The organism is Mesobacillus foraminis, from assembly GCF_004340465.1.
GTDB classification, from domain to species: domain Bacteria; phylum Bacillota; class Bacilli; order Bacillales; family Cytobacillaceae; genus Mesobacillus_B; species Mesobacillus_B foraminis.
Window position 1 is genome coordinate 144,450 of sequence record NZ_SLVV01000009.1, and the last position, 12,891, is coordinate 157,340.

The following is a 12,891-nucleotide window of genomic DNA, read 5'->3' on the forward strand; positions in this document are numbered from 1 at the left end:
AACACTACTGGGGTAAGGCATGATTCTGCCCGGTGAAAAGCAGCTGGCATATATGGCAAAAATCCATCCAACGTGATGGATTTTTATTTTTGGAGATAGCAAAACATTCTTCCTTTTATCTTGAAAACGGAATATAGTTAGTATGAAACTTTTTCTTTCTAATTACGACTAATAATATGCATACGGAGGGGATAAACCAATGGACTCCGTTTTTGATATTCTGTATCAAAAATATCATCAGGATCTTTACAGATTCCTATTCTATATGGTTAAAAACAAGGAACTAGCCGAGGACCTTGTACAAGAAGTGTATATTCGCGTGCTTAAAGCCTATGACCGGTTTGAAGGGAAAAGCAGTGAAAAAACCTGGCTTTTTTCAATCGCCAAAAATGTTGCCATCGATCATTTTCGGAAGCAGAAAGGATGGAAGCAGTGGCTTTTGGAGAAACTTGATTTCTCTGCAGCCCAGGTCAGAGACCAAATGCCTTTGCCAGAGGAGCTTGCCCAGCAAAAGGAGACTATTCAGCGAATGTACGAATGCCTGGATCAATGCACGGTTGACCAGAAGATGGTGATCATTCTTAGATATATTCATGAACTGTCTATAAGTGAAACCGCTGAGGTTCTTTCATGGACGGAGAGTAAAGTAAAGACAACACAGCACAGAGCGATAAAGGCCTTAAAAAAGCTGATGGAAGCAACTGAAAAGGAAGTGATGCCCAGTGAAAAAGTCAGACCTTAGCGAAAAACAGATTGAAAATTTGCTTAGGGACCTTCCCAAAGTTACAGATAAACGCTCCCCGGAAGAAATCTATCAAAATCTATCAGTAAAAAGGACGAGAAAAAGACTGCCAGGGTGGCTTGTACCAAGCGTTGCCGCCAGTGCTGCACTTATTCTTCTGCTCATCCTTTCCCCGTCGCTGTCTGGATGGCAAAATAGTGCTTCGAATAGTGAAAAGGCAGAGTCGGGAGCAGAGTTGGCGAAAACCGAAATGAAAGAAGAGTCCCAGGATGCGGGGGATTCTGTATCCCGAAATAACCAAATGAAGTTTTCGAATGATGATTCTGCTGTCGAGCCCAACTCGGAAATGCAGGATGGTCCTCTCGAACAGGATCAGCCCACAGCTGTCTATTCAGAGGATATAAATGGCTACAATGTGCTGACATATGCGATCCCTGAACCAAATGCACAGATTGCTGTTCCAATTACAGTGCTGGTCCACAGTAAGGGGGGGGAAACGTGGTTCGAGCTTTTTGAGCAGACCATGAAGACCCTACAAGAGGAAAAATGGGGACTTGCTGACTATTTTCCGCTTAATGCCCAGCTAAGCTATATAGAGGAGACGGAGGAAGTTCATGTAGATGTTCCTGCTGACCATCAGTATGGCTCAGGCTCAGCTTCAGAAACAGCGTTTGAAAGGATATTGGCACAATCATTACCTTACGAGCGAGTGAAGAAAATCAATTTCAGCACGGAAGGCCAAAAGGGGATAGAGCTTGGGAATACCGGGAATGTGACCGAGCTTCAAATCAAAGACAGGAAACGGCATGCCTACTATTTTTATTATCCGGAAGGAAATGCGAACCCTTATATCGTCCCGGCAGAAGAGAGCTATGACACAGTAGCTGAAGCTCTTCAGCAGATGCTCAAGGACCGAAAAGAGCTTGGTTTAAAAGCATCGCTGCCCGAGCAATTCAGGGATGACCTCGTTTCTCTAAGTCATGACGAGAAAGTGCTCCTCATAAAGCTGGCTGACGGATCGAGGTTGCCTGGGGATTTCCTGCACAGCCTCGAGGCTATTATGCTGACTGCCAAAAACTTTGGGTTTGAAGCCGTTCGTTTGGAAAATGCTGCTCCAGATTCTATTGGCCCTTTTGATCTGTCAGAAGTCTTACCGCTTCCTGTGGGTCCAAATAAAAAAATAATAGAAGGAGAAAAAGAGGTAGGCGAATGAGCCCCTCTTTTTTTGTTTTTTTTGTATAAAATCTCTCGAGTGACAAAATAATAACACGTGTGTTTCCAGCTTTTGCTTTTTAGATTGATGTTCTAAATAGGAGCCGGATATCATACTTTAGTGAGCAGAGTCTTAACTAGGAGGATAAAAATGCGTGACTACATAAGGCGGTTTTTAATCGCCGGAATCATTGCACTGTGCGTAAGCCTGCTTTTCCTTGGAGGGAAACATCCTTCGGCCCAGACAATTTCAGAGTCAAAGGGAACATCCCAATGGATCTGGCCGGCGGATGGCGAGATTTCAGATATATTTGGAACCAGGAAAGGCATGCACAAAGGGATCGATATTGCAGCAGATCTCGGAACCCCTGTCTATACTGTTGACGGGGGTATTGTTACGAGATCCTATTATTCGGATACATACGGAAACGTCATCTTTATCAAACATCAAAATAATTTTGAAACGGTTTACGCTCACTTGAAAACGAGGAAAGTGGCTGAAGGTCAGACGGTCCGCCAAGGGGAATTTATCGGAGAAATGGGGAATACAGGTGATTCTTCAGGCGTCCATTTGCATTTTGAAGTCCATCGGCATGAATGGACATATGGAAAAGAGAATGCCGTGAATCCGGAGATGGCATTCGGAACATCAAAAATTGGACAGGTTGTAGCTGCCCAGGAAAGAGGAAATTCTCTTGCTTCTTTAGAAACCTCAGGTTCAATAACGGAAGAGAAAGCGCATAAGCCCTTAGATAAAGAGTCTTCTAATAATGGACAAGCCATATCCCATATTGTAAGAAACGGAGAGACCTTATGGTCCATCGCCCGGCAATATGATTCTAGTGTTGAAGCCATTAAACAAAAAAATAGGCTGAAAAACAATTTTATTCGGATTAACCAAACATTGGTCGTACCTTCGTGAATCATATCAAGCGAGAGGGCTGCGGGGATTATTCAAAGATACCCATGTGATTAAACTTTGTCCCTGGGGGCGTTCGAGTGGAATTTTTACAGACGATTGGGGGAAAAAGGGAGAATGAGCTTGCATACTGGAAAACACCCAAAGCTCGCAGTCTGGTCCAGGCAAGTTTCCTTAGACACATGGCCTGGTTTCACTGATGTGATCTACGCGGTCGGATTTTCTGTGTTACAAGCATGAATAGGTTTTTAACAGGAAGGACTCCTTTGTCATCTTCTGCTTCAGGATTTATTTCTTCCCAAACGCCCCGGCTTTAAGTATAATATATTTGTAACTAAATATGATCTATCTTCGGGGCGTGGTGAAATTCCCGACCGGCGGTGATGAGCACAATGAGCTCTAAGCCCGCGAGCCGCAAGGCAGGATTTGGTGCGATTCCAAAGCCGACAGTAAAGTCTGGATGGGAGAAGGTGGAGGTTCTGCAGCGTTCAAAAAATAAAACGTTTTTGAACGTTTATTAGGTATGCCTCTAATATTTCTCCCCAAGCCAAAAGCTTGGGGTTTTTAAATTTAGGGGGCTATACACGATGATGCCGAACCTTTCTTCTTTGAGGTGGATCTCAAAAAGGAGAGAGGAAAATGAAGAAGTTGAATGTCAAAGCTTTAGTGTCAATAGGAATGCTCAGCAGTATTGCCTATGTGTTAATGCTGTTGAATTTCCCGCTGCCAGTGTTTCCAAATTTTTTAATGGTGGATTTCAGTGATATCCCTGCATTGGTCGCAGCTTTAATTTTTGGACCGGTGGCTGGCATACTTGTTGAATTTATAAAAAATATTCTCGATTACTTTATGACAGGGAGTGCGACCGGTGTGCCTGTTGGCCATATTGCCAACTTTGTAGCAGGGATCCTGTTCGTTCTGCCGGCCTATTATATCTATAATAAAATGAGGTCAAAAAAAGGAATGGTGTTTGCACTTGTCACAGCCACAGCCACTATGGCCATTCTAATGAGTATTCTCAATTATTATGTCATCATGCCTGCGTATACAATCTTCCTTAATATGCCTGCGATGGCATCTCCGGATTTAAGGCAGATGATCGTGACCGGAATCCTTCCATTCAACCTTATCAAAGGGTTAATGATTACAGTTGTCTTTATGCTCCTGTTCACCAGGATGGGAAGCTGGATTAATAAGCAGCATTATAAAAGCGCATAAACATGCGCCTGGCTAAAGAAGCAGCGGGGAACATTCCCCCTGCTTTTTATTTTGGTGGACAAAAAAAATCCCTTCCAGACAGGAAGGGACAGTATGTACGAATTCATACTACTCGAATTTTAATGGATCTCCATTGAATGGTTCGTCAGCTACTTTGATGGAATCTGTAGGGCAGCCCTCAAATGCATCCATCATGTCCTCTTCAAGCACATCCGGAATTTCAACGATACCTTCGTTTTCGTCCAATGTTACATAAGCAATGCCTTCATCGTCGTAATCATAGATGTCCGGAGCAGCTGCACCACATGCACCGCAAGCAATGCAAGTCTCTTTGTCAACAATCGTATACTTTGCCATGAAATAACCTCCCGTATTATAAACAATTTGTTGTCGTTATCGTGACCAATTTAAGAAAATATCATCCTCAAGTATTATTGTAAATCTGTATCACCAACTTTTCAATAAAAAAAGTATTGAGAATGCTTATCAGCAAAGGGCTGGCTGTGGTTTCCATTTAAATAGTTTTAGACTGCTGCTATATGTTTCATGGTAAGATAGAGTGAGAAAAATCCTTGTATTATTATTTGTATGGACTTACATTAAAATAATGCAAGTGATTTAAGTTTTCCTAAGACAGGTGTTTTTATGGAGATAACCTACACAGAAGCCGTCATACTCTACTGTTTAAAACAGTTGAAAGGTGAACGGACGATTTTTTCACTGTACCATTTGTATCAAGGGAAAAAGTCTTCCCAAACGATACAGGATGCTCACTTATACCATCTCACTCCTTTTTTTCAAGCCTTCCCTTTTATTTCCCGGGAAGAGCTTGCAAGGCAAATTGAAAGGATGGAGAAAAAAAGCTTGCTTGATAAAAAATCGAACGAACATTTTATCTTAACCAGTACGGGGGATTTAAAGCTGGGTGAATACTTCCAGGCAAATACGCTCCCGCCAAAGTATCTGGATGGCTGGAGACACCATCATTTAACTGCACTATTTTGGGAGAGGCTCTCGATCCTTGTGCAAGTATGTTCTAATCTTGTCTATCAAAAAAAGAGCTTTATTCCCATTCAAAACAAACTAGAAACTTTGGATTGGGTTAAAGCCTTCATTAAAAAACGGCAAGAAGGAAGAATGGGGCTGTCGAGCACTCTTTTTTTAGAGCTATTGAATTGTTTCCAGAGGGATAAGACGATTGATCCCTCCATACTGGTGTTGAGGCTAACTGGGCAAGACAGAATTGGGCTTACATCAGGACAGGCTGCAGAATTGCTGGGAATGGACCATACAAGGTATCAGCTGGAATTCCTCAATATCCTTCACTTTCTGATTGGGACTGTATCAGATGAGGCTGTTGAGTTTCCGCTTCTAAATGCCCTAATTCCTGAAGCTGAAAAGCCTGTCCCATTCACCTTGTCGACAGAAAAGACATTTCAGCTTTTGAACAGAGGTTATACAGTGGAGCAAATTTCCAGGATTCGAAATTTAAAAAGAAGCACGATTGAAGACCATATTGTTGAAATCGCACTGCATATAAAAAATTTTGACCTTGCCGCGTATGTGCCAAAGGACAAAGAGAAGAGAATCCTGGAAGCGGCAAAGGAGACTTCAGCCAAAAAGCTAAAGCTTATCCGAGAATACGCAGAGGATGCCAGCTACTTTGAAATAAGGCTTGTACTGGCCAGAAATGGTGATCAAAAGTGGAAATAGAAAAATCTTTATTGCATTACTTTAATTTCAGTACATTCAGGCCCGGCCAGAAAGAAACCATTAATTCGATTCTCTCTGGCCATCATACCCTGGCCATGCTGCCAACTGGAACAGGTAAATCCCTTTGTTATCAATTATCGGGATACATGCTCCCGGGACAGGTAATTATTGTATCACCGCTGCTATCCTTAATGCAGGATCAGGTGGAACAAATGAAGGCTAAAGGGGAAAAACGTGCTGTTGCATTGAATTCCTTTTTATCTCCTGACCAGAAAAAGCAGGTGCTTCGCTCCCTGCATGAATATAAATTTATTTTTATTTCCCCAGAGATGCTGGGTGTGCATTCAGTCCTGGAAAGACTTTCGGAAATGAATATATCCCTTCTGGCAGTAGATGAAGCACATTGTATCTCCCAGTGGGGATTTGATTTTAGGCCTGATTATTTAAAGCTGGGCCATTTCCGGTCGTTACTGGGGAATCCCTTAACCCTTGCATTGACAGCTACCGCAACAGAGGAGGTAAGGGCAGACATAGTCAAATGTCTTGGGCTGGAAAAGATTCATGAATTTATCTATTCGGTGGACAGGCCAGAAATTTCCATAAGTGTGGAAGAGGCAGGCTATCAAGAAAAACAAAAGCGTGTTCTCGAGCTCGCTGCCAGCCTTCAGGGTCCTGGTATTATTTATTTTTCCAGCAAAAAGATGGCTGAGCAAATTGCCGCCATGTTAAGGGGAAAAGGGGAAAGGGCAATGGCTTATCATGGGGGGCTTGAGCAAGAAAACAGGATATTGATTCAGCAGCAATTTATTAATGGACAGCTTAATATTGTCTGTGCCACAAGTGCTTTTGGAATGGGGATCAACAAAGAAAATATTCGTTATGTAATCCACTATCACATGCCGCTTCAGCTGGAATCTTATTTACAGGAAATTGGAAGAGCCGGCAGGGACGGCAGCGAAAGTATTGCCATATTGCTTTACTCTGCAGGAGATGAACAGTTAAGTTTCCAATTGGCCGAAGGGGAGCTTCCGGATCAATTTCAAATTGAAAGGCTGTTCAGTTCTGCGGAAGAAAAAAGTATTTCAATGTCAGAGATAAAGCAGCATGAAGAGCTATTTACCGGTTACTGTGGCTTTACTGAAACTCAGTGGAGGTTTTCTGCAGATTTTATAGAAAGCAGATCTAAAGAAGCATTCAGCATTATCCAGAAGAAGATGGGAAATTATGTGACTGAACGGCTTCAAATGAAGAAAACGAAGATCTTTGAAATGCTTCAATATATTCAGCACCAAGGCTGCAAACGTTCTTTTATTCTGAACTACTTCGGAGAACCTTCAAGTTCAAGGCCGCAAAAATGCTGCAGCAATTGTCAACTCAATAATGAACAATACTTTTATAAAAAAGAGCCTGTACCTGCAGCTGGGCCGACCTATTATGACTGGAAGAAAGAATTAGCGTCCATTCTGAGACAAGTGAGCGAAACAGATGAAAAAGAACAAATACAGTGAACTAGTTAAGGGTTTATCGGATAAGGAACTTTTGATGCATCTTTACTTAACTCAAATTTTACTCTTAACGATTTCCTTTTTATTAGGTATTATATTATTTGACAGGATATCGGATATTTCGACTCTATTTAAGTGGAAGGATTCCCGTGTTCTGACGATTGGAGCAGCAGCAGGTTTGGCTGTGGTAGCTGCAGATTTAACGCTTATGAGGTTTTTGCCATCTTCGCTCTACGATGATGGCGGATTAAATGAAAGGATTTTCCGAAATCGAAGTATTCCACATATAGCTGTTATTGCGGCTCTTGTCGCGTTTAGTGAGGAACTTCTATTTCGTGGCGTCATTCAGACTCATTTTGGCCTGTTTATGTCCAGCATTATCTTCGCCCTTGTACATTATCGTTATTTGTTTAATTGGTTTTTATTCTTCAATATCACATTTCTTAGTTTCGTAATTGGGTATATTTATTATTCGACGGGAAATTTGGCTGTAACAGTTATGATGCACTTTGTCATCGATTTTCTCCTTGGGGTTTCAATCAGCTTAAAGAAAAGCGGCAAACAGGAAGGGATGTTTAATGAATAAGGAAGATCCTTATCGCGACCAGGCAGAACGGCTGCGAAAAAAAATCGAGCGCAATAAGAGTACTGCACCCGTTTCAGGCGATGAAATTCCGCCTAGAAGCCGGGTTCATTCTCAAAAAAGGAACAAAAATAAAATTAAATTAAAATATCCCGTGATCCGGATGCTGGTTTTATTTTTTATATTGCTGCCCATCACGGTTTTCAGCGCCTACAATTATCTAAATGGAAAAGTTGGGACGATGGGGAAAAACCCTGTGGAAACTGGCGGATATGAGACCATTTCAGTTGAAAAGGAAAAAGATGTATCAGGCGAAAAGGATATCCAGGACGAATTTCTGCCTGTAAAAATAGAAGAGAAGGAGCCGGGAACAAAGGAAGAACCTGTTTCTGTTGATCCTGCTCCTCTTCCAAAAGAGTCAGTTGTAACTGGATCTGAAAGCAAGGATGCGCCAGCGGCCTCGACTGATCAAGAAGAGCAGACACCTACCATAAAAGCTTCTAAGAGGCAGGAAGTGGTATCTGTACCGGAGCCTGCACCTCAGAAAAGCGAACCACCATCCCAAAATGAGCAGGGTGGAGTCAGTCCTAAACCTGAACCCGAAAATACGCAAAAGGAAAAAGTGATCTATCATACCGTACAATCTGGGGAAACACTGTTCCGGGTTGCCATGAAATATTATCAATCACAGGCCGGAATTGAGATCATCAGAAAAGCGAATAACCTTCAGGGAAATGAAATTCAATTGGGACAGGTTCTGAAAATACCTTTGAAAGAATAAAAGCCATTCATCAATATGGGTGGCTTTTTTTGTGCGCCCAAAAGTTCTCCAGAGGCCCGGGCATTATTAATCCATAATTACATATATTTGGGGACAAGTTCATATATTCATCTTGAGGAGGGATTGGTATGGAACAACTGATTCAGAATCTTGATGGCAGGACAGATCAAGCAACAAGAAGAATGCTGCATAATGTCGTTCAAAGGAAAAGGAAGTTCGATAAATTCAAGAAAAACCATTTAATTGTGATGTGGGCAACCATTGGCATGGCCGGTATATTCCTGGCATATCTTTACCTTACGACAATTAAGCCCTATTCTTATTCTTTTTATGAAGTTTTTTCTGTCTTTGTCAGCCGTTCGCCCAATTTATATTTTCTAATTTTGACTGCTGGCTTATTCGGACTGATGAATCTCTTAAAAGAAAAGCGGGAAAAAGCGGAAAAAGAATTTCATGCACTGCGGTGTGAAATCATTGATAAAAGCAAAGATTTGTGGAAAAAAGAGGATGAATGGAAAAATAGGCATCTGGTTTTTGAAATGATGAAGAAAATGTATGATATTAATTTGTTTCATGAAAATAAATAAATTCCCAGATAGCTTGGACGGAATGGCGGTCCCAGTCAAAGGAGGGGACAGTGAACATAAGCTGATAAAACTGGACCAACCAGGCTCAGGACTTCTGGTACTCAATGAACGAATTTTTAAGGGCAATAAAACATGATCCTCTCATACACTACAGTGGGAGGTTTTTTTATGTTGGCAAAATTATTAAAGCTGCCTTTGGGTTTTATTTGCGGATACCTGATTATTGTTTGGATTCCAGTTGAAACACCCTTTCATCCGGCAGAATTTTTTGCAGAACTGCTGTTTCACCCGATTGAATTCTTAGCAGCAGCCAATGCCCTGATTATTGGGTTTATGGCTTATGGGAGCTTTTTCAGAACCCTGATTTCCGGGTTCATTTCAATTCTAAAAAGGGAAGCGTTTATAAATGCAAGTGACTTGCTATTTTACTCGATATTTTTAGCGGCGTTTTTTATCCTCTTCAGGATGAGCTTCTGGCATACAGCAGTATTGTTCTGTTTTTCGTTTGTATATGGTATGATTTCTAATAGTTTTACATATGGAGCAGAAAAAAAGCGAATGAAAGCCTAGACTTATTCTTTGTCCGAGAAAGGAAGCGGAAATGGGTACTTTTTTGATTATAGCTGCTGTTTTTCTAATTATATTTGGCCTGTTGGGTTTGCACATGTATCAGGAGGCTCATGCTGACAGGACCATTCTTCATGATTTCTCCTTCCCGGAACTTCCTTCAAGTTTTGGCACAGTGAAGATTTTTTTTATTTCTGATTTACATAGACGAATTATAAGTGAAACAGTGCTTCATAATGTAAAAGGAAAAGCAGATTTGGTTGTTATTGGCGGTGACCTTGCTGAAAAAGGGGTTAAGCGCAGTCATATGGAAGAAAACCTTTCGAGGCTCCAATCCATCGGGCCGGTCTATTTCGTCTGGGGGAATAATGATTATGAGGTATCCTCCGAACTGGATGAGCTCCTCGACGAGAAAGGTGTCAAGGTTCTCAAAAATTCGGCTGTAAAGATAAAGTCGAAGGATGGGGATGAGTTTGCCCTCCTTGGAGTTGATGACTTTATGACAGGTGAATGCAATTTAGATGAAGCACTTCAATCCGTTGGTGATATTGCATTTAAAATACTCATTAGCCATAATCCCGACGCAGTGTATTCGATTACCGCCGAACAACAAATCCAGCTTGTTTTGAGCGGGCATACCCATGGGGGACAGATCAGACTCTTTGGGTATGGACCTTACGAATTAGGAGGCATAAGGCACAAAGAAAATACCACTTTATTTATCAGCAACGGATATGGAACGACAGCATTGCCATTCAGGCTTGGTGCTCCCGCAGAAACCCATCTCATTACTCTGACAAGTACAAGCATTGGCAGGGACTGATGGCTGGAAAATATGGAAAGAAACAGTGCTCACTGAACAAGTTAAATTAAATCACCATCCTGCAATTATTTCATAAAATGAAAACAAGAGCTTCGTTGATGGCAGGGGGCATACAAATGCGCTTAGAAAGATTGACGTATAATAAGATTAAAATATTCCTTACCTCTGATGACCTGTCAGACCGGGGATTAACTAAGGAAGATATTTGGAAGGATTCACTGAAGTGGCATCAGCTGTTTCATGATATGCTTGAAGAAGCAAGTGATGAGTTTGGGCTGGAGATACTCGGAACAGTAGCAGTTGAAATTTTCTCCCTTCAAGCTCAGGGGATGGTCATGATTGTCACAGTGGAAGATGAAGTGCTTGAGGATGAACCTTTTGATGAAGGCTATATAGAAATGCAGGTTTCTGTCGAAGGCTGCGATGACATTCTCTTTGAATTTCCGAATATTGATGACGTCATCCAGATGTCAAAGAGGCTCTCCGCAGCAGGCATAGGGGGAGGCAGCCTTTACTGCCTGGACAATGTGTATTATTTCTCCATGGGCGGCAAGCTCCAGGAACCTGAAAAAGTCGTCTCGCTTCTGGCGGAATATGGAAATCCCTCTATATTTAGCATCCACCGCCTTATTGAATATGGAAAAACAATCATTAAGGACAAAGCAGTTGAAACCCTTGTCCGTCATTTCTCATAAGACAGCGGAGCTGCCGCTGTTTTTTATTGTTTAGCCGATGATAAAAGAGTGAAATAGAAGAGAAAAGAATTCTTTTTTTATTCAATAATTCCAGGTTGTTTAAATCTTTGAAAACTGTTTGTTTTATTCTTGCATTAAAATACTAGTGGTGTATACTATGTCATGAAAGCGGCATACAACCGCAAAAGCAATTTAGGAGGATTCCGGAAATGGTAGCCCCAAACAACGATGAAAATGTAAATATAGAAGAAAAAAATGATGTTCTTCGCTCTACGCAAACGGTTATTCATAAGGCTTTAGAGAGGCTGGGCTATCCCGAAGAAGTCTATGAGCTGCTGAAGGAACCGTTGAGAATGATGACAGTCAAGATTCCTGTCCGCATGGATGATGGATCTGTCAAAATCTTTACTGGCTACAGGGCTCAGCACAACGATGCAGTCGGACCTACAAAGGGAGGTATCCGTTTTCATCCGAATGTTACTGAAAAAGAGGTAAAGGCTCTTTCGATCTGGATGAGTCTGAAATGTGGAATAGTAGACCTCCCATATGGCGGGGGAAAGGGCGGTATCATCTGCGACCCCCGGGACATGAGCTTCAGGGAACTTGAAAGGCTGAGCCGGGGTTATGTGCGCGCAATCAGCCAGATTGTCGGGCCAACAAAAGATATTCCGGCACCCGATGTGTTTACCAATTCACAGATCATGGCCTGGATGATGGATGAGTACAGCCGGATTGATGAATTTAACTCACCAGGTTTCATTACAGGAAAGCCATTGGTTCTGGGTGGATCTCATGGACGTGAATCCGCAACTGCCAAAGGTGTTACCATTTGTATCAGAGAAGCGGCCAAAAAGAAGGGGATTGATTTACAGGGCGCGAGAGTAGTGGTACAAGGCTTCGGAAATGCGGGTAGTTTTTTATCAAAATTCATGCATGATGCCGGGGCAAAGGTGGTAGGCATATCTGATGCTTATGGGGCCCTTCATGATCCGGAAGGCCTCGACATCGACTACCTGCTTGATCGCAGGGACAGCTTTGGCACAGTAACAAAACTTTTTAACAATACAATCTCCAATAAGGAACTTCTTGAATTGGATTGTGACATTCTTGTGCCGGCTGCCATAGAAAACCAGATAACCGAAGAGAATGCTCATAATATCCGAGCCAGCATTGTTGTTGAGGCTGCAAACGGGCCTACGACGCTCGAGGCAACCCAAATACTGACGGACAGAGGAATCCTTCTTGTTCCGGATGTATTGGCTTCAGCCGGCGGGGTAACCGTTTCTTACTTTGAGTGGGTCCAAAATAACCAAGGATACTACTGGACAGAGGAAGAAGTGGAAGAGAAGCTGGAAAAGGTAATGGTTAAATCATTCGAAAATATTTATGAAACAGCTAATAGCCGGCGGGTGGATATGCGTTTGGCCGCATATATGGTCGGAGTTCGGAAAATGGCCGAGGCGAGCAGATTCAGGGGCTGGATTTAACACCTTCAATCTAATTGTGCAGCTTAATGAAAAATCTCCTACCAAAAGGATGGAGATTT

14 protein-coding genes and 1 riboswitch are annotated in these 12,891 nt (G+C 42.1%); of the genes, 13 read left to right on the forward strand and 1 reads right to left on the reverse strand.

What is annotated here, in order from left to right; translation table 11 throughout:
* Positions 1-199: 199 nt before the first annotated feature.
* From sigX to EV146_RS17495, 4 genes are all read left to right on the forward strand, one after another.
* Positions 200-742, forward strand: a complete 543-nt coding sequence (sigX, locus tag EV146_RS17480; protein ID WP_132008845.1) for an RNA polymerase sigma factor SigX — start codon at positions 200-202, stop codon at positions 740-742.
* Complete coding sequence (locus EV146_RS17485) at positions 723-1,955, forward strand: negative regulator of sigma-X activity (RefSeq protein ID WP_132008848.1); 1,233 nt, start codon at positions 723-725, stop codon at positions 1,953-1,955. The genes sigX and EV146_RS17485 overlap by 20 nt, the downstream gene beginning before the upstream one ends.
* A gap of 150 nt (positions 1,956-2,105) precedes the next feature.
* Complete coding sequence (locus EV146_RS17490) at positions 2,106-2,876, forward strand: peptidoglycan DD-metalloendopeptidase family protein (protein ID WP_132008851.1); 771 nt, start codon at positions 2,106-2,108, stop codon at positions 2,874-2,876.
* A 340-nt stretch (positions 2,877-3,216) separates the two neighbouring features.
* Positions 3,217-3,349, forward strand: a riboswitch (FMN riboswitch).
* 163 nt (positions 3,350-3,512) lie between these two features.
* A complete protein-coding gene (locus EV146_RS17495) occupies positions 3,513-4,091 on the forward strand; it encodes an ECF transporter S component (protein ID WP_121611971.1) in 579 nt (192 codons plus the stop codon).
* Between the two features lie 108 nt (positions 4,092-4,199).
* Here EV146_RS17495 and EV146_RS17500 read toward each other — a convergent pair whose 3' ends face one another.
* Positions 4,200-4,448 (reverse strand): ferredoxin, encoded by a 249-nt coding sequence (locus EV146_RS17500; RefSeq protein WP_121611972.1) that lies wholly within the window; start codon positions 4,446-4,448, stop codon positions 4,200-4,202.
* A gap of 288 nt (positions 4,449-4,736) precedes the next feature.
* Here EV146_RS17500 and EV146_RS17505 point away from each other — a divergent pair, with 288 nt between their 5' ends.
* The 9 genes from EV146_RS17505 (at position 4,737) to EV146_RS17545 (ending at position 12,832) form a co-directional block, all read left to right on the forward strand.
* The gene (locus tag EV146_RS17505) at positions 4,737-5,804 is read left to right on the forward strand and encodes a YpbB family protein (protein WP_132008854.1); all 1,068 of its coding nucleotides are present in this window, start codon (positions 4,737-4,739) and stop codon (positions 5,802-5,804) included.
* Positions 5,795-7,312, forward strand: a complete 1,518-nt coding sequence (locus EV146_RS17510) for a RecQ family ATP-dependent DNA helicase (RefSeq protein ID WP_132008857.1) — start codon at positions 5,795-5,797, stop codon at positions 7,310-7,312. The genes EV146_RS17505 and EV146_RS17510 overlap by 10 nt, the downstream gene beginning before the upstream one ends.
* The gene (locus tag EV146_RS17515; protein ID WP_132008862.1) at positions 7,290-7,895 is read left to right on the forward strand and encodes a CPBP family intramembrane glutamic endopeptidase; all 606 of its coding nucleotides are present in this window, start codon (positions 7,290-7,292) and stop codon (positions 7,893-7,895) included. The genes EV146_RS17510 and EV146_RS17515 overlap by 23 nt, the downstream gene beginning before the upstream one ends.
* Positions 7,888-8,673 carry a LysM peptidoglycan-binding domain-containing protein gene (locus EV146_RS17520; RefSeq protein WP_132008865.1) on the forward strand — a complete coding sequence of 262 codons (786 nt, stop codon included), beginning with the start codon at positions 7,888-7,890 and terminating at the stop codon, positions 8,671-8,673. The genes EV146_RS17515 and EV146_RS17520 overlap by 8 nt, the downstream gene beginning before the upstream one ends.
* 128 nt (positions 8,674-8,801) lie before the next feature.
* Positions 8,802-9,260 carry a DUF2663 family protein gene (locus EV146_RS17525; RefSeq protein ID WP_132008868.1) on the forward strand — a complete coding sequence of 153 codons (459 nt, stop codon included), beginning with the start codon at positions 8,802-8,804 and terminating at the stop codon, positions 9,258-9,260.
* A gap of 168 nt (positions 9,261-9,428) precedes the next feature.
* Entirely contained in the window at positions 9,429-9,830 is a 402-nt protein-coding gene (locus EV146_RS17530; RefSeq protein WP_132008871.1) for a hypothetical protein, read from the forward strand.
* A gap of 31 nt (positions 9,831-9,861) precedes the next feature.
* Positions 9,862-10,650, forward strand: coding sequence for a metallophosphoesterase (locus EV146_RS17535; protein ID WP_132008874.1), 789 nt, complete (start codon positions 9,862-9,864; stop codon positions 10,648-10,650).
* Positions 10,651-10,766: 116 nt separating this feature from the next.
* A complete protein-coding gene (locus EV146_RS17540; protein ID WP_132008877.1) occupies positions 10,767-11,345 on the forward strand; it encodes a genetic competence negative regulator in 579 nt (192 codons plus the stop codon).
* Positions 11,346-11,554: 209 nt separating this feature from the next.
* Positions 11,555-12,832 carry a Glu/Leu/Phe/Val family dehydrogenase gene (locus EV146_RS17545; RefSeq protein ID WP_121611982.1) on the forward strand — a complete coding sequence of 426 codons (1,278 nt, stop codon included), beginning with the start codon at positions 11,555-11,557 and terminating at the stop codon, positions 12,830-12,832.
* Positions 12,833-12,891: the final 59 nt, after the last annotated feature.